At 68.5% G+C, this 22,937-nt stretch carries 22 protein-coding genes; 12 read left to right on the top strand and 10 right to left on the bottom strand.

Features of this window, described 5'->3' with window-relative positions; all coding sequences use genetic code 11:
* Positions 1-17 precede the first annotated feature (17 nt).
* The 3 genes from G1H10_RS02120 to thpR all read left to right on the top strand — a co-directional run bounded on the left by G1H10_RS02120 (position 18) and on the right by thpR (position 2,429).
* A complete protein-coding gene (locus tag G1H10_RS02120) occupies positions 18-497 on the top strand; it encodes a MarR family winged helix-turn-helix transcriptional regulator (protein ID WP_216852805.1) in 480 nt (159 codons plus the stop codon).
* Positions 494-1,816, top strand: coding sequence for an MFS transporter (locus G1H10_RS02115; protein ID WP_163731884.1), 1,323 nt, complete (start codon positions 494-496; stop codon positions 1,814-1,816). The genes G1H10_RS02120 and G1H10_RS02115 overlap by 4 nt, the downstream gene beginning before the upstream one ends.
* Positions 1,817-1,880: 64 nt before the next feature.
* Positions 1,881-2,429, top strand: coding sequence for an RNA 2',3'-cyclic phosphodiesterase (thpR, locus tag G1H10_RS02110; RefSeq protein WP_163731881.1), 549 nt, complete (start codon positions 1,881-1,883; stop codon positions 2,427-2,429).
* Positions 2,430-3,122: 693 nt separating this feature from the next.
* Here the strand turns inward: thpR and serC are convergent.
* The gene (gene serC / locus G1H10_RS02105) at positions 3,123-4,250 is read right to left on the bottom strand and encodes a phosphoserine transaminase (RefSeq protein ID WP_163731878.1); all 1,128 of its coding nucleotides are present in this window, start codon (positions 4,248-4,250) and stop codon (positions 3,123-3,125) included.
* 152 nt (positions 4,251-4,402) lie between these two features.
* On the bottom strand, positions 4,403-5,509 hold the full coding sequence (locus G1H10_RS02100) for a citrate synthase 2 (protein ID WP_163731875.1): 1,107 nt from the start codon (positions 5,507-5,509) through the stop codon (positions 4,403-4,405).
* A 223-nt stretch (positions 5,510-5,732) separates the two neighbouring features.
* Between G1H10_RS02100 and pdxH the strand changes: the two genes are divergently transcribed.
* Positions 5,733-6,371 (top strand): pyridoxamine 5'-phosphate oxidase, encoded by a 639-nt coding sequence (pdxH, locus tag G1H10_RS02095; protein WP_216852804.1) that lies wholly within the window; start codon positions 5,733-5,735, stop codon positions 6,369-6,371.
* Between the two features lie 376 nt (positions 6,372-6,747).
* On the opposite strand, the gene G1H10_RS02090 is transcribed toward pdxH, so the two are convergent.
* On the bottom strand, positions 6,748-7,446 hold the full coding sequence (locus G1H10_RS02090; RefSeq protein ID WP_163731872.1) for a hypothetical protein: 699 nt from the start codon (positions 7,444-7,446) through the stop codon (positions 6,748-6,750).
* A gap of 31 nt (positions 7,447-7,477) precedes the next feature.
* On the opposite strand from G1H10_RS02090, the gene nagA reads away from it, so the two are divergent.
* Positions 7,478-8,614: an N-acetylglucosamine-6-phosphate deacetylase gene (gene nagA, locus G1H10_RS02085; RefSeq protein ID WP_163731869.1), complete on the top strand. Its 1,137-nt coding sequence runs from the start codon at positions 7,478-7,480 to the stop codon at positions 8,612-8,614.
* A 112-nt stretch (positions 8,615-8,726) separates the two neighbouring features.
* On the opposite strand, the gene G1H10_RS02080 is transcribed toward nagA, so the two are convergent.
* Both G1H10_RS02080 and G1H10_RS02075 read right to left on the bottom strand, forming a co-directional pair.
* Positions 8,727-9,005: a hypothetical protein gene (locus G1H10_RS02080; protein ID WP_163731866.1), complete on the bottom strand. Its 279-nt coding sequence runs from the start codon at positions 9,003-9,005 to the stop codon at positions 8,727-8,729.
* An 11-nt stretch (positions 9,006-9,016) separates the two neighbouring features.
* Positions 9,017-9,817: a ParA family protein gene (locus G1H10_RS02075; protein WP_216852803.1), complete on the bottom strand. Its 801-nt coding sequence runs from the start codon at positions 9,815-9,817 to the stop codon at positions 9,017-9,019.
* A 135-nt stretch (positions 9,818-9,952) separates the two neighbouring features.
* On the opposite strand from G1H10_RS02075, the gene G1H10_RS02070 reads away from it, so the two are divergent.
* Together G1H10_RS02070 and G1H10_RS02065 are read left to right on the top strand one after the other, a co-directional pair.
* Positions 9,953-10,636 (top strand): iron-dependent transcriptional repressor DtxR, encoded by a 684-nt coding sequence (locus tag G1H10_RS02070; RefSeq protein WP_163731864.1) that lies wholly within the window; start codon positions 9,953-9,955, stop codon positions 10,634-10,636.
* Between the two features lie 61 nt (positions 10,637-10,697).
* Positions 10,698-11,318, top strand: coding sequence for an HD domain-containing protein (locus G1H10_RS02065; protein WP_163731861.1), 621 nt, complete (start codon positions 10,698-10,700; stop codon positions 11,316-11,318).
* A gap of 62 nt (positions 11,319-11,380) precedes the next feature.
* On the opposite strand, the gene G1H10_RS02060 is transcribed toward G1H10_RS02065, so the two are convergent.
* Genes G1H10_RS02060 through G1H10_RS02050 form a run of 3 tightly spaced genes read right to left on the bottom strand, consistent with a single transcriptional unit; the run spans position 11,381 to position 13,561 of the window.
* Entirely contained in the window at positions 11,381-12,568 is a 1,188-nt protein-coding gene (locus tag G1H10_RS02060; protein ID WP_163731859.1) for an acyltransferase family protein, read from the bottom strand.
* Positions 12,569-12,590: 22 nt separating this feature from the next.
* Positions 12,591-12,860: a DUF4031 domain-containing protein gene (locus G1H10_RS02055; RefSeq protein WP_163731856.1), complete on the bottom strand. Its 270-nt coding sequence runs from the start codon at positions 12,858-12,860 to the stop codon at positions 12,591-12,593.
* Positions 12,857-13,561, bottom strand: a complete 705-nt coding sequence (locus tag G1H10_RS02050) for a copper homeostasis protein CutC (RefSeq protein WP_163731853.1) — start codon at positions 13,559-13,561, stop codon at positions 12,857-12,859. The genes G1H10_RS02055 and G1H10_RS02050 overlap by 4 nt, the downstream gene beginning before the upstream one ends.
* 206 nt (positions 13,562-13,767) lie before the next feature.
* On the opposite strand from G1H10_RS02050, the gene G1H10_RS02045 reads away from it, so the two are divergent.
* From G1H10_RS02045 to G1H10_RS02030, 4 genes are all read left to right on the top strand, one after another.
* Positions 13,768-14,112, top strand: a complete 345-nt coding sequence (locus tag G1H10_RS02045; RefSeq protein WP_216852802.1) for a DUF8819 family protein — start codon at positions 13,768-13,770, stop codon at positions 14,110-14,112.
* 135 nt (positions 14,113-14,247) lie between these two features.
* On the top strand, positions 14,248-17,031 hold the full coding sequence (locus tag G1H10_RS02040) for a DEAD/DEAH box helicase (RefSeq protein WP_163731848.1): 2,784 nt from the start codon (positions 14,248-14,250) through the stop codon (positions 17,029-17,031).
* Positions 17,032-17,093: 62 nt separating this feature from the next.
* Positions 17,094-17,786, top strand: a complete 693-nt coding sequence (locus G1H10_RS02035) for an SWIM zinc finger family protein (RefSeq protein ID WP_163731845.1) — start codon at positions 17,094-17,096, stop codon at positions 17,784-17,786.
* Positions 17,787-17,881: 95 nt separating this feature from the next.
* Positions 17,882-18,430: a Uma2 family endonuclease gene (locus G1H10_RS02030; protein ID WP_216852801.1), complete on the top strand. Its 549-nt coding sequence runs from the start codon at positions 17,882-17,884 to the stop codon at positions 18,428-18,430.
* Positions 18,431-18,496: 66 nt separating this feature from the next.
* Here G1H10_RS02030 and G1H10_RS02025 read toward each other — a convergent pair whose 3' ends face one another.
* Positions 18,497-19,732: an epoxide hydrolase family protein gene (locus tag G1H10_RS02025; protein ID WP_163731840.1), complete on the bottom strand. Its 1,236-nt coding sequence runs from the start codon at positions 19,730-19,732 to the stop codon at positions 18,497-18,499.
* Positions 19,733-19,795: 63 nt separating this feature from the next.
* Here G1H10_RS02025 and G1H10_RS02020 point away from each other — a divergent pair, with 63 nt between their 5' ends.
* The gene (locus G1H10_RS02020; RefSeq protein ID WP_163731838.1) at positions 19,796-20,782 is read left to right on the top strand and encodes a helix-turn-helix transcriptional regulator; all 987 of its coding nucleotides are present in this window, start codon (positions 19,796-19,798) and stop codon (positions 20,780-20,782) included.
* Positions 20,783-21,115: 333 nt separating this feature from the next.
* Here the strand turns inward: G1H10_RS02020 and groL are convergent, their stop codons facing one another.
* Complete coding sequence (groL, locus tag G1H10_RS02015; protein ID WP_163731835.1) at positions 21,116-22,747, bottom strand: chaperonin GroEL; 1,632 nt, start codon at positions 22,745-22,747, stop codon at positions 21,116-21,118.
* Positions 22,748-22,937 lie beyond the last annotated feature (190 nt).

Below are 22,937 nucleotides of genomic sequence, written 5' to 3'. Positions count from 1 at the left end.
GAGTTATAGTAACGAACGTGCCGATAGAGAAGCCTGCCTCCTCGTCCACCTCGGGTACGCCCCTGGCGGCACAGCCGCGAACCCAGGCAAGCCTGGCCAGTTCGCTCCGGATGGCCATCGGCCGGCTGAACCGGCGGCTGCGCAACGAACGCGAGGATGACTCGCTCACCCTGAACCAGCTGTCGGCGCTCGGCGCACTGGAGCGGTTGGGCCCGACCCCGGTCGGCGAGCTCGCCGCACACGAGCGGGTGCGCCCGCCCTCGATGACCCGGATCATCTCCAACCTCGAGGAGCTGGGCCTGGTCGTCCGCGAGCCGCATCCGGTTGACCGCCGGCTCGCCGTCGTCCGTATCACCGAGGCTGGTCTCGGCAAGACCGCAGCCGACCGCAAGCGCCGCAACGCCTGGCTCGCCAACCAGCTGCGCACACTCACCCCCGAAGAACGCAAGCAACTTCGCGACGTCCTACCGATATTGGAGAAGCTGACCCGATCGTGAGATCCACCTTCCGCGCACTTCGCCATCGCGATTACCGCCTCTACTGGTCGAGCATGCTCGTCTCGAACATCGGGACGTGGATGCAGCAGATCGCCCAGCTGTGGCTCGTACTCGTGGTCCTCGAGGGTGGAGCACGGGCCACGGGCATCACGATGGGCCTCCAGTTCGTTCCGTTCTTGCTGGTGGCTCCGTTCGGCGGGCTGCTCGCGGACCGGCTGCCGAAGCGGTCGCTGCTGATCTTCACCAACGCGTTCATGGGCAGCATCGGCCTGGCGCTCGGCGTCCTCACGCTGACCGATGTCGCCCAGATCTGGCATGCCTACGTCCTGGCGTTCCTGCTCGGGGTGGGTAAGGCGCTGGACAACCCGGCGCGGCAGTCGTTCGTCTCCGAGCTGGTCGGCCAGGACGACCTGCCCAACGCCATCGCGTTGAACAGCACGTCGTTCAATGCGGCTCGACTGATCGGACCGGGTGTCGCCGGACTGCTCATCCACGCGATCGGCACCGGCTGGGTGTTCATGATCAATGGGTTGACGTTCGCGTCGCCGATCATCGCCCTGATCCTGCTGCGCTCCCGCCCAGCGGCGGGCGCGCAGCAGGGCACCGGTACCGTTCTGAGCCGGATGCTGGAGGGGGTCGGCGTCGTCCGTTCACGTCCCGATCTGCTGATGATCATGCTGGTGGCCTTCGGTCTCGGCACGTTCGGCATGAACTTCGAGATGACGATGGCGCTGATGGCCACCGAGGTCTACGACAAGGGCGCCGGAGAGTACGGTCTGCTCGGGTCGGTCCTTGCGGTCGGCACTCTGACCGGTGCGCTGATGTCCGCACGGCGCAAGTACCCGAGGCGCCGGCTGATCGTCGGCGGCGCCGCAGTCTTCGGTCTGGTCGAGATCGCGGCGGCGCTGATGCCCAGTTATGTCCTCTTCGCGATCGCGCTCGCGCCACTCGGATTCATCACGATGACGGTGCTGATCTCGGCCAACACCTACGTGCAGACAACGGTCCCGCAACAGGTTCGTGGTCGGGTACTGGCGCTCTACATGATGATCCTGATGGGCGGCAAACCGGTCGGCGCGCCCGTGGTCGGCTGGGTCGCGGACGTCTTCGGCGCTCCCTGGTCGTTCATCGGCGGAGGTGTCCTGACCATCGCCTTCGCACTGGTGGCTCTGGTGTTCATCGCACCGCGCAGCGGCATCGTGGTGCGCCCGCGGTTCCGCCCGCGCCCCGGTCTCGCCGTCATCGTCGACATGCAGAAGAAACACCGGCCCGAACTCGCCCCGCGACCGGAGGGCGGCGCAGGGCAGCAGGCGGCGTAGCGGAGCTCACCGGGGAGCGCCTACGCTCGCAAGCCCATCGACGCCAGTGAGGGGAGCGCGCACCGTGCGTCTGTTCGCCGCCATAGTCCCACCGGCCGAGGTCGTAGCCCATCTGGACCGCGCCCTGCGCCCGATCCGGGACGACGCGTTGAACTGGTCACGTGTCGCCGCCCTGCACATCACGCTCGCTTTTTACGGCGAGGTCGACGAGAACCACGCCGAGGCTCTGACAACTCGGCTGCGGCGCGCTGCACGACGCTGCCCACCGATGGAGCTCCGGCTGTCCGGTGCCGGCCGGTTCGGGCGCGCCGTGCTCTGGGTGGGCGTGCAAGGCGACACCGAACGGCTGCGAAGGCTCGCCGATTCCGCGGCCGCCGCCGGACGCAGGCTGGGGATCGGCCGCGAGTCCGGCCGGCCGTTCCGGCCACACATCACCGTGGCACGTACCCGGCACGACGACGATCTGCGGCCGTACGCCAACGGGCTCGCCGAATACCACGGCCCGACGTGGCGAGCGGATGAGCTGGTGCTGATCCGCTCCCGGCTACGGGCGGAACCGGACGGCCGCGCGCGCTATGAACGGGTCGCCGGATTCGACCTGGAAGCGCGGTGACACCCGGCTCGATCCGCCGTTTTCGGCCGACGCATACCGTCGATTCAGCGGCTGATACCTGCGAATGCAGGCAACCATCGTGAGTGCACTATTGAACCGGCGGTCATAGACTGCCGCCTGACTTCTACAACAGCGCCGAGATCACAACCGCGGCCACCATGATGGCGAGCACCGCCGCCACCACGCGCCGCGTCGTCCTCGGTCTCACATCGCCAGTCTAGTGCCCCGGGCATCTCCTCACAGCACCAGGCCAAGGCATGAGCTGCGCATTCGGGTGCACCTCCGGGAGGACGGCGCCGGAGTGCGGCGGAACGGGGCCGGGCGTCGCGGACGTCGCCGACGATCGGCGATCACCCTTCTATACCCATCGACAAGGTGAAAATGGGATAGTCACACGACGTGCGGTCTATTAAGAGATGGCCGAATGGATGATCCCGCCGACCGCGGGTCGAGGTTTAGGATCGATCTCAACGAACACGACGGGGGAGCAATAAACCTCCTCACGGAGGTTATCCGGGGTTTCGCCCGAGCCGCTGCCCGCCCGCGCGGCTCGGGCGTCTCTCCCGGCGTGTTCGTTGCGAGCTTCTCCCGCTCCGCTACGACCGGTCTCTCTGGTGAAGCGGGAGACTTCCACGTGAGAGGGCCCGGAGCCGAAGCGATTCGGTTCCGGGCCCTTCCGTCTCGAGCAGCGTGTTACGAGCCGAGCTGCTCCACGACCCAGTCGATGCACGCGGTGAGCGCCTCGACGTCACTCGGCTCCACCGCGGGGAACATGGCCACCCGCAGCTGGTTCCGACCCAGCTTCCGGTACGGCTCGACGTCGACGATCCCGTTGGCGCGCAGTGTCTTCGCTACCTCTGCCGCGTCGATCGAGTCGTCGAAGTCGACCGTCCCCACCACCAGCGACCGGGCTGCGGCGTCGGCCACATATGGCGACGTGTAGGACGTCTTCTCCGCCCAGGTGTACAGGCGCGTCGACGAGTCCGTGGTCCGCCCGACCGCGAAGTCCAGGCCCCCGTTGCCGTTCAACCAGTCCAACTGCTCGGCGAGCAGGAAGAGCGTCGCCACCGCGGGAGTGTTGTAGGTCTGGTTCTTGCGCGAGTTGTCGATCGCCGTCGGCAGATCGAGGAAGGTCGGCACGTAACGGTCGGTGGACGCGATCTCGTCCACGCGCGCCAGCGCTGCGGGCGACATCGCCGCGATCCACAGGCCGCCGTCCGAGGCCAGGTTCTTCTGCGGCGCGAAGTAGTACACGTCCGCCTGGGTGGGGTCGAGCGGTAGCCCTCCGGCGCCACTGGTGGCGTCGACCAGCACCAAGGCGTCGTCTGCGGCGCCCTCGACGCGGCGCACCGGCGCCATCACACCGGTGGAGGTCTCGTTGTGCGGCCACGCGTAGGCGTCGACGCCCTCCTCGGCCTGCGGGGAGGCCAGTGTCCCGGGCTCGACCTTGATGACGCTCGGCTCGTCCAGCCACGGAGCCGCCTTGGTCACGGCGGCGAACTTCGACGAGAACTCGCCGAACGACAAGTGCTGAGCCTTCTGCCGCACCAAGCCGAAGGCGGCCGCGTCCCAGAACGCGGTGGTGCCGCCGTTGCCGAGGATCACCTCGTATCCGTCCGGCAGGCCCAGCAACTGGGCGACGCCCTCACGCACACGCCCCACCAGGTTCTTCACCGGTGCCTGGCGGTGCGATGTGCCGAGGACCTCGCCTCCCTGGGCAGCCAGTGCGGCCAACGCCTCCGGCCGCACCTTGCTCGGCCCTGAGCCGAATCGGCCGTCGGCGGGCTTGAGATGGTCGGGAAGCTGCAATGCTGTGGTCATCCAATCCTCTCCGGTGTGTGTCCGGCTGGTGACGAGTACGTGACCACGCTGTCGCTACGCCATTGTGCCGCATCCAGTGACGTGCGGCACAATCGGGTCGGCGGAGCTGGACGTATCCAGCGCCACCGCGTCCCGCACACAGCCGCGGAGTGTCAGCTGGCGGCCCAGTCCGGATTCCAGCCGTCCACCGACTCCGGCGCGCGGCCGCCCGGGCCCGTGTAGACGGCCGACGGACGTACCAGCCTACCGGTCTTCTTCTGCTCCAGGACGTGCGCGCTCCACCCCGCCGTCCGTGCGCACGTGAACATCGAGGTGAACATCGGCGCCGGAACCTCAGCGAAATCGAGCACGATCGCCGCCCAGAACTCGACGTTGGTAGCCAGCACCCGGTCCGGTTTCCGGGCAGCCAGCTCCTCCAGGGCGGCCTTCTCGAACGCCTCGGCCACCTCGTATCGGGGCGCGCCCAGTTCGCGGGCGACGCGGCGCAGCGTACGCGCACGCGGATCCTCGGCTCGGTACACGCGGTGCCCGAATCCCATCAGGCGCTCACCGCCGTCCAGCACACGCTTGACGTATGCGCGCGCATCGCCCATCCGCTCGATCTCTTCGATCATGGCGAGCACGCGCGACGGAGCACCGCCGTGCAGCGGGCCGCTCATCGCCCCGACCGCCGCGGACAGCGAGGCGGCGGCGTCCGCGCCCGTCGACGCGACCACGCGCGCGGTGAAGGTCGAGGCATTCATCCCGTGTTCGGCAGCAGAGGTGAAGTACGCATCGACCGCCTTGACGTGCCGCGGATCCGGCTCGCCGCGCCAGCGGGTCATGAACCGCTCCACCATGGTGCCGGCCTTGTCGACCTGGCTCTCCGGGACCATCGGCCGGCCGATGCCACGGGCGGACTGGGCCACGAAGGACAGCGCCATGGCCGTCACCCGCGCCAGTTGATTGCGCGCGTCCTCCTCCGTGGTGTCGAGCAGCGGGTTCAAGCCCCAGACGGGCGCCAGCATGGCCAGGCCGCTCTGCACATCGACCCGTACGTCGCCGGAGTGCACCGGGATGGGGTACGGCTCGTCGGGCGGCAGGCCCGGCTCGAAACCTCCGTCCACCAGCAGGCCCCAGACCTTCTCGAACGGGACCCGCCCGACGAGGTCATCGATATCGACCCCCCGGTACCGGAGCGCGCTACCTTCCTTGTCCGGTTCAGCGATGTGGGTCTCGAACGCGATGACGCCCTCTAAGCCATGCTGGACCTCAGACATACACACTCCTTCGTGTCTGGCCCATGACGCAGAGTGCGCACGGGACGAAAAGCCGAAAGACAGAGATGTCTATCATGCGCATGCGATAGTGACGTGTTACAAGTTCTGATGTACTGAATGTGTGGTTTCCCACAGTTCACGCCGCACGCAACAACTCACCGCAAATCTTCCTGTGGCCCGTGCCGGCTTCCGGCCGCACGAGCAGGAATGGAACAGTAGACCTGTGAAGAACTCGCTGGCCCGCATGCGACGGCGGTACACCTCGACCCGGCTACTCGAGACCGATGTGGCCGCCGAACCGTTCACCCAGTTCCGTGCGTGGCTGCGCGACGCGGTCAGCGTCGGCCTCCCCGAGCCCAACGCCATGGTCCTGGCCACGTCCACTCCGGACGGCATCCCCAGCAGCCGGCACGTCTTGCTGAAGGAACTCGACGGTGAGGGTTTCGTCTTCTTCACCAACCACGGGTCGCAGAAAGCGGCCGAGATCGCGCAGAATCCGCACGTGTCGCTGTGTTTTCCGTGGTTTCCGATGGAGCGGCAGGTGGTGGTGGGCGGCACCGCGACAGCCATCTCCCGGGAGGAGAGCCTCGCCTACTGGGTGACCCGTCCTCGTGACTCGCAGATCGGCGCATGGGCAAGCCGTCAGTCGAGCGTCATCAGCTCGCGAGACGAGTTGGAGTCCGAGGCGGCGTCGGTGGCCGAGCGATTCGCGGAGGAGGTTCCACTGCCGGAGTTCTGGGGCGGCTTCCGCGTCGTGCCGCGGATGCTCGAGTTCTGGCAGGGCGGCGTGGGACGGCTCCACGATCGACTGCGGTATCGGCGAGTCGACGGAGCATGGGTGCTGGAGCGGCTAGCGCCGTAGCGGCTCGGCCGGCGGCTCGCGCGCTCCGCGGCGGCGGCGCTCCCGGCCCGGACATGGAACGGCCCGTGGGCCACTTCCGTACACGATGCACGGCTCAGGCGGACAAGTCCTGAGAGCCCACGGGCCGGGTGACTGCTCGAGATTTGCCAGCCGACCGGCCGGCGAACCAGGTTGTCACTAGGTCCTGCGACGAGCAGGCGGCTAGCGAGCAGCCACCTCACGAGTCCAATAGCTATTCATCTGCTGGACCACCTCCTTTCCCGTGTACTCACGAGGCTAGACGCCGACGGTGGTCGGGAGCAACGGTTTTTCCGCGGGCGAAATTCGCCGATCGACGCGCAGCCGCGTGCGTCTTACACCGGAGAGGTCCCGCGCGCTATGCGTCGACCGTGATCCACGTGGCGTAGGCACGCCCCACAACCTGGCCGTCCTCGGCGTAGACCGTCGTCGCCGTCCACGTCTTTCGCCCCTCGGCACCCAACATCTGGCCCATGACCACGCACTCTGCACCGACATCGGGTGTCGCGCGCACCTCAGCCGTCAGCCGTCCGAGCACCATCGGACGTCCCTCGATTGGCGCACTCCAACCGCCCGGGCAGTCGAGCGCCGCCCACACGAACCGTGCCGGTACGGCGCCGGACTCGTCCGTCACATCCGCGGAGGGAACCCACACGCACGCGGTACGGCCGTCCCCCAAGCGCCCGGGAAACAACCGCATCCCGTCTCCGGGCGCCCGGCTCGGTCCACAGACAAAGCACTCCGGAAACGGGTGCGCCCGCAATCCCGGGTACTCGGCCGCGGCCGCGCTCGCGTCGGACTGGCTGACCGCCGGCACGGCCGAGAGCGGCGCGTCGTCGCCCGGGACGGCCTCAGCCACCAGCTCACCGTCGTGCAACAGACGCACGCCGCCGTCGTCGGCCGGCGCGACGTCAAGCGTGACATCAAGCGGCGGCGGACGGCGCAGGGTCACGGTCACCACGGCGGCGTCGACGTGCTCGGCGAGAGACCCGGAAACGTAGCCACCGTTGCCGGACGACGAAGGCCCCCGGAACCGCGAGGCGATGGTCAGTGTCATAACGACGACGGTACCGGCTACGGTCTAGACCATGACACTGATCGCTGGCGCCACCCTGGTCACGCCCGAGGGCACCGTGGACAGCGGCTGGCTCGACGTCGTCGACGGCCGGATCGCCGCGTTGGGCGCCGGACCGCCGCCGCGCGCCGCGGATCATACGGTCACCGGATGGGTTGTACCCGGATTCGTCGACATTCACAGCCACGGTGGCGGCGGCGCGACAGTCGTCGGTGCCGAGCCGGAGAGCGTCCGGACCTTCGCCACGACCCATCGCCGGCACGGTACGACGACCCTGATGGCCAGCCTGGTCACCGGACTGCCGGACGAACTCGAGCATGATGTGCGCGCGCTCGCGGAACTGGTGGACGACGGTTTGATCGCCGGCGTCCATCTGGAAGGACCGTGGATCTCGGCCGAACGCAAGGGTGCGCACAGCGCCCACAAACTCGCCGACCCGTCGCCGGATGTCGTGGACCGGCTGCTCAAGGCGGGCCGGGGCCGGATCCGGATGGTCACGCTCGCGCCCGAACGTGACCACGGCCTTGACGCGATCCGCCGGATCGTCGACGCCGGAGCGATCGCCGCCGCCGGCCACACCGACGCCTCCTACGAGGTGATCGGCTCCGCCGTGGACGCCGGTGTCACCGTGGCGACACACCTGTTCAACGCGATGGCGCCGGTCCACCACCGCGACCCCGGCCCCATCGTGGCGCTGCTGGAGGACGAGCGCGTCACCTGCGAGCTCATCCTCGACGGGATCCACCTGCATCCGGCCATCGCGGCCCTCGCCGCCGGGTCAGCCGGCCGCGGTCGCGTCGCCCTGGTCACCGACGCCATGGCGGCGACCGACGTCGGCGACGGCGACTACGTGCTGGGCGACCGGGAAGTCCGCGTCACTGACGGCGTGGCTCGGCTGATCGATGGAGGCTCGATCGCGGGCAGCACGCTGACTATGGACGCCGCCTTTCGCTACGCCGTGCGGCAGGTCGGCCTCTCCGTGGAGGACGCTGCGTACGCGGCCGCGACCAAGCCGGCGCAACTGCTCGGGCTCGGCGATCGCACTGGGGCGCTCATCGAGGGCTACGACGCGGACCTCGTCCTGCTCGACGAGGATCTCACCGTCCAGGCCGTCATGTCCCACGGCACCTGGCTCCACACCACGCCCTAAATGATCATGTGAAGTGGGTTTTCTCGTGCCGCAACAGGTCTGCAGGCATGGTGGTGCACGAAGAAACCTACTTCACATGATCATTTAGGGCCGCGGCGTGTCCGGGTGGCGGTTAGGTGTCGGCCCAGGCTCGGACGACGTGTGCCGCCGCCTCCTCCGCGGTCCAGCCGTACGCCTCGGCTCGACGGCGCAGCCGCTTCCGGTCGCGCTTGCTCAGCACGACGTTGAGGGTGACCGTCTCCTCGTCCGGCTTGTTCTTCGCCCGTTTGCGTGTCTTCCTCGCCGCCTTGGCCACCGCCGCCGGCTCCACCGCGAGCGAAGAGAGGTGCGGTGCCGCCGGCAGCACCGTGCCGTCCCGGCGACGGGTGAGCGCCGGCCGGGGCGCGGGCATCGAGCCACTCATCAACGCGCCGCCTTTCCGAGCGAGCTTCCCGCGGCGGAGCGCGCCGCCGCGATGGTGTCGTGCAGGTACCGGACAAAGATCCGGGACACTTCGCGCGCCCCGGGAGACGGCCACCGTTGTACCGGCAGACACGCCCCCTGGGCCTGCATGATGGCGGAACGCTCCGGCAACACGGGGTCGAACACCAGCCCACGGTAGGCGTCGCTGAGCTCATCCAGCCGGTACCGGTGCTCGGCGGAACGCGATCGGTACCGGTTGACCACGATGCCGGCCGGCCGCAGCCGGAGATTGAACCCCTGCCGGACCACATCGACCGCCGCGAGCGCCTGCTGCGCACCGGTCACCGCGAACATGGTCGGCTCGGTCACCACGACCGCCACGTCGCTGGCCGCGAGAGCGTTCGTCGTCAGATGGGCCATGCTCGGCGGACAGTCGATCAGTACCAGATCGGCGTCGGTCAGACCGGAGAGCGCGAGCCGCAGCAGATGCTCGCCGCCGCCACCGTCGACCGGGTGGTTACGCCGCTCCAGCGCCGGCTCACTGGCCAGCACCCGCAGCCCGTCCCCCCAGCCACTGGCGACCAACGCGTCACGTAGCTTGCCACGGTAACCGTCGGCCAGGACATCGTTCGCGGTCACCTTGATCTCGCCCGCATCCAGCGCGAGCGTCGCATTACCCTGCGGATCGACATCCAGTACGACCGTGCTCAGCCCTTCCGCGCGGGCAGCGCCCGCCAGTCCGAGCGTGACGGAGGTCTTGCCCACCCCGCCCTTGACGCTGACCATACTGACGACCCGCACAGCGACGAGTCTGCCACGAAAGACCGGCCCGCCAGCATTCTCAGGCGAGATACAGTTGATGCTGAGTTGGGATCAGCGAATCTGTCGGATTCGCGTTGACGAATCCGGGTTGTCACAAGCAAGGAGAGCGGGCCGGTGAGCGACCTCATCGACACCACCGAGATGTACCTCAAGACGATCTTCGAGCTTGAGGAGGAGGGAGTGGTGCCCCTTCGTGCCAGAATCGCCGAACGGCTCCACCAGTCCGGCCCGACGGTCAGCCAGACCGTGGCCCGGATGGAGCGTGACGGATTACTCCATGTCGATGAGGATCGGCACCTGGAGCTCACGGACAAGGGCCGGCTGCTCGCCACCAGGGTCATGCGCAAGCACCGGCTGGTGGAGCGGCTACTGGTGGACGTCATCGGCTTGGACTGGGAACTCGTGCACAACGAGGCGTGCCGCTGGGAGCACGTGGTCTCCGAAGCAGTCGAACGGCGTCTGGTCAAGCTGCTTCACGAGCCCGCGTCCGACCCGTACGGCAATCCGATTCCAGGGCTGTCCGAGCTCGACACCGATGTCGAGGTGGAGGACTTCCGGGCCGGTGTGTCCACACTGCGGCACGCGAGTACGGCGGACGGCGTCGACGTGACCATCCGGCACATCGGCGAGCCTTTGCAGGTCGACGAGAAGCTCCTGGCGACGCTGCGCCGAGCCGAGGTGACCCCGGGTTCGGCCGTCCGCGCCGCCACAACCGACGCCGGTGTGGAACTGCACGGCAGCGAGACGGTGGAACTCACCACCGGCGACGCCAGCCACATCTTCGTCAGCACGTCCTGACCACAGCGACGTCGACGCGGAACGCAGCAGTCGCGAGATGGACAGCGGCTCGGATGATCTGATGCACAGCTGGACGGCGGTGGCCGGCCCGACGGAGGCGGCCACCGCCGTCGGGCGCGACCTGGTATCGCGCTGGTCCGAGCCGCACCGGCATTATCACGGTCTGCGCCACCTGCGGGCGGTCCTGGCGGCCATCGACATGCTCGCCGACGAGGCCCGCACACCGGACGACGTCCGACTGGCCGCATGGTTCCATGACGCCGTCTACGACGGCCGTCCCGGCGACGACGAGCACGCCAGCGCCGCACTGGCCGAGCGCCATCTGAGCACACTCGCGCTCGCCCGGCCCCGGATCGACGAGGTGGTGCGGCTCGTGCTGGTGACGATCGACCACGATCCCGCGCCGACGGACGCCAACGGAGCTGTGCTCTGCGATGCGGACCTGTCCGTCCTGGCCGGCACACCGGAGGAGTACCGCGAGTACACCGACGCCGTCCGTCGCGACTACAGCCACGTCGCGGATCCGGATTTCCGCGCCGGGCGGGCCGCCGTCGTGGATCGCCTACTCGGCCGAGACCGGCTCTTTCACACCGCTGCGGGGCACGCTCGGTGGGAAGAGGCCGCACGTCGCAACCTCGGCGCCGAACTCACCCGGTTGTGTTCCCCGCACCCACCCACGTGAGGCCTGCCGCTGAATTCCACAGCGTCCAGGCGCAGGACAGCGACAGCGACAGCGCTGGGGTCTCAGCCGTCGGTGAGCGACAGTGCGCGTCGCAAGCGTTGCTCGACCGGCGCGAACACCGCCAGCAGCACGACCATCACCGCAGCGGGTGCGATCAGCCAGAACGGACGCCACGCCCACCATTCGGCCGTCGGTTCCGGTTCGGGGGCGAATCCCGCGGCTTCGACCGCCAGGAACACCAGGAGAAACGCCGTCATGTGCCACAAGAAGACGGTGAGCAGGACACCGCCGGCCCCGATCACCACCCGCCACGGCACCGGCCGCCGCAGCCAGCGGTTGAGCGAGGGCGCCGACAACGTCGCCGCGCCCAACTGCGCCACCGCCAGTGCGCCGATGACGGCCGTGGTCGGAAGCATGTGACTGATGTGCTCGCTCGGGATCGCCACCATCGACAACGGGTAGACGTCGAGCCTGGTGCTGAAGACGAGCAACAGCAACCCCCCGGCCAGGCAGGCCCACCGCCGCCACACGGCGTCCAGGGCGCCATCCCGCCACAGGTAACCCAGCTGATGGACGAAGAGCCAGACTAGAGCCGTGTTGAGCGCGCCGAGCCAACCCTGGTCCACGCCGAACCGCCCCAGGTCCACGGCCGCCACCGCCACGCCGAGCAGCACGGCCACCACCGGACCGTGCCGACGATGCAGAGTCGCCGTCACCGGCACCAGCATCGTCACACCCACGTAGGCGCCCAGGAACCACAAGGGTGTGAAGACGATCGGCATCACCGCGAGCGCACCGTCGTAATCGTCCAGCATCAGCCAGGCGGCCACGTCCGCCACCACCCAGACGACCACGAACAGCAGCGTGGGCAGCAGGAGCCGGCTCAGTCGCTTGCGCAGGAAGAGCCGGGCGGCGGCGCCGAGCGGCCGGCGGTTCTCGGCGGGCGTGGTTCTGTTCCGAACCGAGTCCCAACCGGTCAGGTTGGCGAAGCCGCCGATGATGAAGAACAGCGGCATGACCTGGAAGACCCAGGTCAACAGCCACCCTCCGGGTACATCCTCGACCGGGTTGGGGTTGGTGAGGGTTCCGTCGTCGCGGTGTGTGACGGACAGCGCCCAATGCCAGACCACGACGACGCCGATCGCCGCGACCCGGAAGAAGTCGACGGCCCGGTCCCGCGACTCCGGCGTCGATGCGGCCCGCTCGTCGAGTTCGGCGAGCATCGTACGCATCCGCCCGGGGCCGCTCATACCCTAGTCTCTCCCTCGGCGCTCAGGAGCGGCCACGCGTGCCCTTGCGTCGGCGCAGGCCGGAGGCGTTCAGGCGGGCGACCAGTTCACGCCCGCTGATCGGTGTGGCACCGGCCCGGACCGCCGCGTCGTACAGCTCCTCCGGCAGGTCATAGTGGTCGCCGTCGAAGCTGCGGACGGAAAGCCCGAGTTCGGCGGCGAACGCGTGCAACTCGTCGTACGACTCGTCGGAGACCAGGTGCGACCAGAGCGTGCCGTGATTCGGCCAGACGGGCGGGTCGACGAGGATCACAGCGCCGACGCTACCGCGTCGTCGATCAGCATCCGCCACGACCGCACCAGCGCGCTGTCGACGTAGGCCTTCCACGAGCCGCCGGGCCGGGCGGCCGAGCCGATGTGGAACTTCCGCACACCGGCCCGCGCCAGCCACGGCACGTGGTCCGGCCGCAGCCCGCCGCCGGCCATCATCAGCTCTGCCACCTTAGGATCGTCCGACGCACGCCGACACAGCTCGTCCAGCCCGTCCGAAACCCCACGTGCAGACCCTGCGGTCAGCACCGTGTCGACGCCCGGCAAGCCGCGGACGGTGCTCCAGGCCAGATCGTGATCGAGCGCATGATCGATGGCGCGGTGGAACGTCCACGGTGCGTCGCTGAGCTCCTCGACCAGGGCCAGGGTCGCATCGACGTCGACCTCCACGGCCGGGTTGAGAAAGCCCAGCACGAACCCGTCCGCGCCGGCCGCGTAGAGCTGGTGAGCCGCGCCCATCAGGCGGGACAGCTCCGAACCGCTCGTCGCGAAGCCGCCGTTGGCCCGCAGCATGACCCGCAGCGGCAGGTCACACTCGTGCTTGAGGTCGCGGATGGTGCGCACGGCGGGCGTCAGGCCGTCCGCATCCATGTCCGTGACCACCTCCAGCCGGTCGGCCCCGCCTTCCACGGCGCCGGAGGCGTCGCCGGGACCGAGCGCGATGACTTCTAGGAGTGGCCGCATGGAAGAACAGTGTGCCACCCGGCGCCGGCGGTCTCGGACGCATCCGTGCCGGCCTCGCCCGCCCCGTCGCCTCGGCCCGCCCGTCGCCTCGGCGCGCGCGTGGCCCGCCCGCCCGTGCCCGGACACCGGAGAACCTGGCACTATCGAAAGGTGTGGCCGCACCGTGGATGCCCCGCGGCCGACGCGACGAGAGGGAGAGCGTGGACGTGACCATCGACGACGCGCTGTTCGCCGCGCGAGCGCTGGTGCTGCGTGACTTGAACGCGCGCAAGACCGACTCGCCGAACGCCGTCGACGTGCTGGACCAGGTCGTCGTCGAGCGGCGATGGTGGGTCGAGCAGTGGCCGGACGGTGCGGATTTCGTCGCCGGCCTGATAGCCCAGGACGTGCAGGAACGGATGCTCGACGGCGGCCTCGGACGCTGGCCGCGGTGCACCGCGTGTGACGACACGTCCGTTCACGAGTTGCGGATCGAACCCGAACTCGGACCGGACCCACATTGGGTCTGCGAGAAGGCCGGCATGACGGTCGCTGCTCTCGGTTCGCTCTGAGCCTGGGAATATCTCTGCGTACGGCATACGTTGAACAACGGCATCCCGAAGATCCCATGATCGTCAACCGTTCGGTCGCACCGTGCCCGGCCCGACGGTTGGTGGTCACCTCACCGTGTCGATGGAAGGCAGGCAGTGGAGGCCGAACTCCGACGTGGTCCCGTCACGTTCGCACCCAAGGATCCGGCCCGTAGCGGTCATCTGGTCTTTCACACCGAGGACGGCGCTGAAACCCTGGCCGAGCTCTCCCTCGCCGAGGCCGTGCCGGCGCTCTGCCAGGATCGCCTACCCGAGGCTCATCCGGCCGTGAGATTCTGGCGAACGGCGACCATAACCGCGCTCGAGCTGGTCGGCCGGCGACACATCGAGCCGGCGGCGGACGCCGGACACCACTCGTCGTCCTGGCGGCTCAGCCGATCCGAGGGCGACGTCACAGCCCGGATCGAAGCGCTGGAAGCGCAGGCGCCGGAGGGTGTGACGCATATCCGCGCCTACCTGGACGCGGTCGCCGACTATCTGGCGCTTCCCGACATGGACGCCGGCGTCAGGATCTCACTGCGGATCGAGCTGCCCGGCGGGCTGGAGTCTCTGGACGCCGCGCCCGCAGACGGCCGGTTCGTCGTCGCCGTACAGGTGCACTGTCTGGCCGACGAGGCCGTCGTCGTCGACGCGGCCGACCTCTGGGCGAGGCCGGACCGATTCGGACCGGGATCGCGTGCGGACGCCATGCTCTCGGTCCGTCGGGCGGCACAGGCCTGCCCGCCGTTGGAACGCCTGCTCCGGCAGCAGGTCCCGGACCGTCTCCCGCTGGACGACGACGAGGTCACCGATCTGCTGGGTGGCGGCGTCGAACGGCTCGCGGCGATCGGCGTGGGGGTGCGATGGCCGGAGGAGCTGTCCGGCCGGTTGAGCGTCGCCGCCGTGATCCCGACGTCAGGCCCGCTCACGCGGAGGCGCAGGCAGCGCACGAGCGACGACGAGCCGACGTTCGACAGCACCGAACTGCTGCACATGAGGTGGCGGATCTCCCTCGACCACGACGCCGGCGATGACGGCAGCGACGGCGAGCTCACCCGCTCCGAGCTGGACGAACTGGCCCGGACCCGGGGGCCGATCGCGCGGGTACGCGATCGCTGGGTGCTCGTCGATCCGCGGCTGGCCAGGAAGGCCGGCGACACCGAGCCCAAGGCGGTCGGTGCGCTCGACGCTCTCGGAGCGGCGCTGACGGGTACAGCCGAGATCGACGACGAGCTGGTCAGCGTGGTGCCCACCGGGTGGCTGCGGCAGTTGCGGGAACGGATCGCCGATCCGGAGGCGGCACATGAACGCATCGATGCGCCGGCCGCGCTCGCCGCCGATCTCCGTGACTACCAGTTGCGCGGATTGCGCTGGCTGCACCGGATGACCGCGCTCGGGCTGGGCGCCTGCCTCGCCGACGACATGGGTCTCGGCAAGACGATCACCCTGATCGCCCTGCACCTGCATCGGCAGAGCGACGAGTCGACGGCCGGTCCGACGCTGGTCGTCTGTCCGGCATCGCTCCTGGGCAACTGGGAGCGCGAGATCGAGCGGTTCGCGCCGGGCATTCCGGTACGCCGGTACCACGGCGCGGACCGCGATCTGGACACCGTCCTGCGTCAGGCCGATGGCGGCTTCGTCGTCACCACGTATGGCACGATGCGCGCCGATGTGTTCCACCATGCCGACGACGGTAGGGACGACGACAGCACCGATGCCGGCGACGAGCCGGTGCTGGGCGAGCAGCCGGCGCCGGACGAGCAGCCGGCGCCGCGAACTGATCCGGGTGCCGATGCCGTGCCCAGCGTCCCCACCCTGGCGACGGCCCCCTGGGGGATGGTCGTGGTGGACGAAGCCCAACACGTGAAGAACGCGCGCTCCAAAACCGCACGCGCGCTGCGCACGATCTCCGCCCCAGCACGTGTGGCCCTGACCGGCACGCCGGTGGAGAACAACCTCTCCGAGCTGTGGGCGATCCTGGACTGGACGAACCCAGGCCTGCTGGGCTCCCTCGGTGGATTCCGGGCGCGGTGGGCCGAGCCGATCGAGTCCGGCCGGGAACCACAGGCCACCGAGACCGCGCGCCGGCTCTCCCGCCTCGTGGCTCCGTTCCTGCTCCGTAGGCGCAAGTCCGACCCGGGCATCGCACCCGAGTTGCCACCCAAGACGCAGACCGACCGGCCGGTGGCTCTGACTACCGAGCAGGAGCGCCTGTACCGGTCGGTCGCGCAGGAGACGATGGAGAAGATCAGGGCCAGCAGCGGCATGGCTCGACGGGGCCTGATCCTGGCATTGCTGACCGCGCTGAAGCAGGTATGCAACCACCCGGCGCAGTACCTGAAGGAACCGCTCGGTGCGCCCGGACGATCCGGAAAGCTCACCCTGCTCGACGAGCTGGTGACCACGATCACCGCCGAGAACGACGCCGTATTGATCTTCACCCAGTACGTCGGAATGGCACGGCTGATCGAGGAACACTTCGTCGCGCGCGGCACGCCCATCCAGGTGCTGCACGGCGGAACCCCGGTGGACCAGCGGGAACGGATGGTCCGCCGGTTCCAGGAGAGCGAGCCAGGTGAAGCGCCGGTGTTCGTGTTGTCGCTGAAAGCGGCGGGGACGGGCCTGAACCTGACCCGCGCCGGGCATGTCGTCCACTACGACCGCTGGTGGAACCCGGCGGTGGAGGAGCAGGCCACCGACCGCGCCTACCGGATCGGGCAGACCCGTCCGGTGCAGGTACACCGGCTGATCGCCGAGGGAACCGTCGAGGACCGGATCGCCGCCATGTTGCGGACCAAGCGCGAGCTCGCCGATGCCGTACTCGGGTCCGGCGAGGCCGCGCTGAGCGAGCTGTCCGATGCCGAGCTCGCCGACCTCATCGCGCTGGACCCGCGACGATGAGATGCGACTTCAGTGCGCTATCGCCCACCTTTCTCGTATCCCATCCATAGGAGCAACGCCCGATGAGTGAGTTGGCCAAGGGTTTTCCGGCGTTCGCACCGCGGAAGCGCCGGACACGTCGTGCGCAGACGTGGTGGGGCAACGCCTGGATCGACGCGCTGGAGGAGTCGTCGCTCGACGGTGACGCACTGCGGCGCGGCCGTGCCTGGGCACACGGCGGGCACGTCGGGACCATCGCCGTCAGCCCGGGCCGAATCTCCGCCACGGTCTACGGCGACGACCACACGCCGTACGAGACGCTGGTCGCACTCGACCAGCTCAGCGACGCCGATTGGGATCGGCTGCTCGACCAGATCGCGGCCAAGGCCGGCCACGTCGCGGCGCTGCTCGAACGCGATATGCCGGAAGAGCTGGTCGACACCGCGGACGACGCCGGCGTGCGCCTGCTGCCAGGCATGGACGACCTGGAACCGCGGTGTACGTGCGACGACTGGGGTCACCCGTGCACACACGCCGCAGCACTGTGCTACCAGGCGTCGTGGCTGCTGGACACGGACCCGTTCCTGCTCCTGTTGATGCGTGGCTGTGGCGAGGAGGACCTGCTGGCCGACCTCCAGCGCAGAAACGCCGATCCGGCATCGATGGCGGATGCTCCCCGGCTCGATCCGGCGGCCATCGACCGCATCGTGTCCGACGCCGCGTCGCGCGCGACGGAGCTACTGACGCAGGCGTCCGCCGTCAGCAGAATCCGCTGAACTTAGTTTACAATCGATTGCATCTGCTTGCTCGTTATGGAATTGTCTTGCGTGATCATTTGGAGAACGCGCCTCAGGAGGGCACCATGACAACCATGGCGGTGATGCCTCGTGCCACGGATGACTGGACGGTCGACGACCTCGCCCAGCTTCCCGAAGACGACGGTCTGCGCTACGAACTCATCGACGGGACGCTGATCGTGAGCCCCGCGCCCAGACCGATCCATCAGAGAGCCTGCGCCAGGCTCTCGTTCTTGCTTCAGGCGTCCTGTCCGCCAGACCTCGAGGTCTTCTTCGCGCCTTTGGATTGGCAGCCGGACAACCGCAATTCACTCGAACCCGATCTACTCGTCGTCGCCGGTGAGGACGTAGGGGAAGAGAACATCTCCGCTCCGCTGAAGCTTGCCGTGGAGATTCTCTCGCCGAGCAGCCGCTTGCGCGACACCACCTTGAAGTACGCCAAGTACGCCGAGGGCGGCGTGGAGTCGTACTGGATCGTGGACCCTGGCGTGCCATCGATCGTGGCATACGATCTTCGCGACGGCACATACGTCCAGGCCGCAAGTGGTACCGGCTCCGACGACGTGTTACTCAAGCGCCCCCACCCAGTGACGGTCACGCCATCCGATCTCGTCACCCGCTGACGAGTGGGTGAGCGCGGCGGTTGCCACGCTCACCATGCACCCAGCATCGCTGTTATCGACTGGCCCTTATCGATGGGCTCGGAAGAAGGTGCGGATGTCGCCGGTCAGGAGATCGGGCGTCTCGAAGGCGGCGAAGTGTCCGCCGCGGTCGAACTCGGACCAGTGCACCACCGTGTTCATCGGATCGACCAGGTGGCGGATGCTGTTGTCCGCGGCGAAGACGGCGACGCCGCTCGGTGGAAGCGTCGGCATCTGCGCATGGTCGCCGTGCCCACCTTCCTCGCTTTCCTCGCCTTCCCCGCCCTCCGCGCCGCCGGAAGCCGCCGACGACTCCATGAACGCCCGGAACGCCTGCATGCCCTCGTAGGTCGCGTGCGCCGCGGACGCGCCCGTGCCGGTGAACCAGTAGATGCTGACGTTGGTCAGTAGCCGGTCACGGTCCACGGCGTCGTCCGGAAGCTCGGCGGCCGGATCGGTCCACTCGCGGAACTTCTCGACGATCCACGCCAGCTGCTGCACCGGCGAATCGTTCAAGCCATAGGCGATGGTCTGCGGTCTGGTGCTTTGCAGCTGCAGGTAGCCGAGGCCGTCCTTCTGGAACTGGTTGAACCGCTCGGCGCGGATCTTCTCGTCGGCGGAGAGGCCGTCCAGCTCGATCGGAGGCCCGAACGGGTACGGCACCGGACCGTTGACGTGCGTGGCCACCACCCGCTCCGGCTCCAGCATGGCCAGCATGCCGGTCACGCCGGCGCCCACGTCTCCGCCCTGGGCGGCGTAACGCTCGTATCCCAGCCGACGCATAACCTCAGCGAAGGCCTGCGCCACCCGGAACAGGTTGCCCCAGCCGGTCTCACGCACCGGCGTCGAGAACCCGTATCCCGGGATGGACGGAATCACCACGTGGAAGGCAGCAGCAGGGTCGCCGCCGTGCGAGCGCGGGTCGGTGAGCGGGCCGATCATCTCGGTGAACTCGACGACGGAGCTCGGCCAGCCGTGGGTGAGGATGAGGGGCAGCGCGTCCGGTTCGGGTGACCGAACATGCAGGAAGTGGATGTCCTGCCCGTCGACGGTGGTCACGAACTGGGGGAGTTCGTTGAGCGCGGCTTCCTGCGCGCGCCAGTCGAACTCGGTACGCCAGTACTCGGCCAGCTGCTTCAGGTAACCGGCCGGAACCCCGCGTTCCCAGCCGACTCCGGTGACCTCGGATGGCCACCGGGTGCGAGCCAGGCGATCGTTCAGATCGTCGACGTCGGCCTGCGGGATCTCGATGCGGAACGGACGGATGGCAGTGGTGTTCGTCATGCCCACCACGTTCGCAGCAATTGTGGCCAGTTACGGGACGCAATTGCTGGCACACTGAAACTCATGATGGAGACGTCGGCGCGACTCTTGCGCCTCCTCTCACTGCTGCAGATGCGCCGGGAATGGGCCAGCGCCGATCTCGCCGAGCGCCTCGGTGTCGCGGTCCGCACCGTCCGCCGAGACGTCGAGCGACTACGCGGCATCGGATACCCGATCGACGCGACACCCGGCGTCGCCGGAGGTTACCGGCTCGGTCCCGGCGCCTCGATGCCTCCGCTGCTCCTGGACGACGAAGAAGCCGTGGCGGTCGCCGTCGGGCTCCGTACGGCCGCCGGCGGGTCCATCACCGGCATCGAGGAGACGTCGGTCCGCGCGCTCGCCAAGCTCCAGCAAGTCCTGCCGAGCCGGCTGCGCCGCCGCGTCGAGACACTTCAGGCCTACACCGTTCCCGTGACCGCGGGCGGCGGCCCCACGACTGACCCGGATGTGCTCACGGCCATCGCCGCCGCCTGCCGCGACCACGAGCAGCTCCGGTTCGACTACCGTGATCACGACGGCACGGAGACCATCCGCAGGGTGGAGCCGCATCGCTTGGTGCACCGAGGCCGCCGCTGGTACCTGCTGGCCTGGGACGTCGAGCGTGGCGATTGGCGCACCTTCCGCGCCGACCGGATCACTCCGCGCATCCCGACCGGCCCCCGGTTCGTCCCACGCGAAATGCCAGACGCCGACGTGGCCGACCTCGTCTCCCGCGGCATCGACACAGCAACATGGGTGTACCGGGCCCGAATCCGCCTGCACGCGCCGGCGGACCACGCCCAGAGCCGCCTACCCGCCGCCGTCACGGTCGAACCGGTCGACGACGAGACCTGCATCATCACCGCCGGCTCTGACAACTGGCAGATGCTCGCGGTCTACCTCTCCATGCTCGATGCCGACTTCGACGTCCTGGATCCACCCGAATTCGCCGATCACCTCCGCCAGATCGCCGCCCGCCTTCTCCGCGCCGCGGACGCCACCGGGAAAGCCGGCGAGTCCGCGCCCACCTGACAGCTTCTCCAGGGCTCGAGGCACGCCTAGGCGACCAGCCGGGACAGGTGGGAGGCAGATGTGGAGTGAGACAAATGAGACGGAAGAGGCGGGGCGGGAAGTGGGAAGGGAGAGGTGGGGAGGGAGAGATTCCCGTCCAGACACCTATGACCCAGCCCACTCCACCCGGGGGTAGGCGCGGGCGTCGGCCTGTGAGGAGCTCTGCGACGAGCTGGCCGCGGGCGAGGACGGGAGTCTCTCCCTCCCCACCGGCCAACCGCGCCACAAAACGACGGTGCCCCAGCCTCTCGGCCAGGGCACCGTCGTCGTGCGTATCGAACGAAGAAGCGTGGACTAGAAGTCCATGCCGCCCATACCACCGGTCGGGTCTCCGCCAGCCGGAGCAGCCTGCTTCTCCGGCTTGTCGGCGACGACCGCCTCAGTGGTGAGGAACAGACCGGCGATCGACGCGGCGTTCTGCAGCGCCGAACGGGTCACCTTGGCCGGGTCGATGACGCCGGCGTCCACCAGGTTCTCGTACTCACCGGTCGCAGCGTTCAGGCCGTGGCCGTCGGGCAGACCCTTGACCTTCTCGACCACAACGCCGCCCTCGAGGCCGGAGTTGACCGCGATCTGCTTGAGCGGAGCCTCGACGGCGAGCTTGACGATGTTGGCGCCGGTCGCCTCGTCACCCTCCAGCTCCAGCTTCTCGAACGCCTTCACCGCGGCCTGCAGCAGCGCGACGCCACCACCGGCGACGATGCCCTCCTCGACGGCCGCCTTCGCGTTCCGAACGGCGTCCTCGATGCGGTGCTTGCGCTCCTTGAGCTCGACCTCGGTGGCGGCACCGGCCTTGATGACCGCAACGCCACCGGCCAGCTTGGCCAGCCGCTCCTGCAGCTTCTCCCGGTCGTAGTCGCTGTCCGAGTTCTCGATCTCGGTGCGGATCTGGCTGACCCGGCCGGCGATCTGGTCGGCGTCGCCGGCACCCTCGACGATCGTGGTCTCGTCCTTGGTGACGACCACCTTGCGGGCCTGACCCAGCAGGTCGATGGTGGCGTTCTCCAGCTTGAGGCCGACGGTCTCGCTGATGACCTGGCCACCGGTCAGGATCGCGATGTCCTGGAGCATGGCCTTGCGGCGGTCACCGAAGCCAGGCGCCTTGACGGCGACGGACTTGAAGGTGCCGCGGATCTTGTTGACGACCAGCGTGGCCAGCGCCTCGCCCTCGACGTCCTCGGAGATGATCAGCAGCGGCTTGTTGCTCTGCATGACCTTCTCCAGCAGCGGGAGCAGGTCCTTGACGTTCGAGATCTTGGATTCGACGAGCAGGATGTACGCGTCCTCGAGGACGGCCTCCTGGCGCTCGGGGTCGGTCACGAAGTAACCCGAGGTGTAGCCCTTGTCGAAGCGCATACCCTCGGTGAGCTCCAGCTCGAGCCCGAAGGTGTTGCTCTCCTCGACGGTGATGACACCTTCCTTGCCGACCTTGTCCATGGCCTCGGCGATCAGCTCACCGATCTGAGCGTCACCGGCGGAGATAGACGCGGTGGCCGCGATCTGGTCCTTGGTCTCGATCTCCTTGGCCGAGGCGAGCAGCTGCTCGGAGACGGCCTCGACCGCCTGCTCGATGCCGCGCTTCAGCGCGATCGGGCTGGCGCTGGCGGCCACGTTCCGCAGACCCTCACGGACAAGCGCCTGGGCGAGCACCGTGGCCGTGGTGGTGCCGTCACCGGCCACGTCGTCGGTCTTCTTCGCGACCTCCTTGACGAGCTCGGCCCCGATCTTCTCCCAGGGGTCTTCGAGCTCGATCTCCTTCGCGATGGACACACCGTCGTTGGTGATGGTCGGCGCGCCCCACTTCTTCTCGAGCACGACGTTGCGGCCCTTGGGGCCGAGCGTAACCCTGACGGCATCGGCAAGTGCGTTCATGCCGCGCTCAAGGCCACGCCGTGCCTCCTCATCGAAGGCAATCATCTTTGGCATGGGGTTGGTCCTCCCGGTTGCGGGTGGATGGCCCGGTACGACGCCCGCGACGGACGGCCACGGACAGCCCGGCTCCCTTCACCGAACCTCCGAGGCCTCGCCGACCCGGCTTCCTGTCACTCTCACCTTAAGAGTGCTAATGCCGTTTTTAGCACTCTCAACCCGAGAGTGCAAGCTGCCCGCTGAGCGG

It is taken from the genome of Phytoactinopolyspora halotolerans (genome assembly GCF_010550675.1).
Taxonomy (GTDB): Bacteria; Actinomycetota; Actinomycetes; order Jiangellales; family Jiangellaceae; genus Phytoactinopolyspora; species Phytoactinopolyspora halotolerans.
The sequence above is the reverse complement of the archived record's forward strand: the minus strand, read 5'-3'. Positions and strand labels throughout refer to the sequence as shown.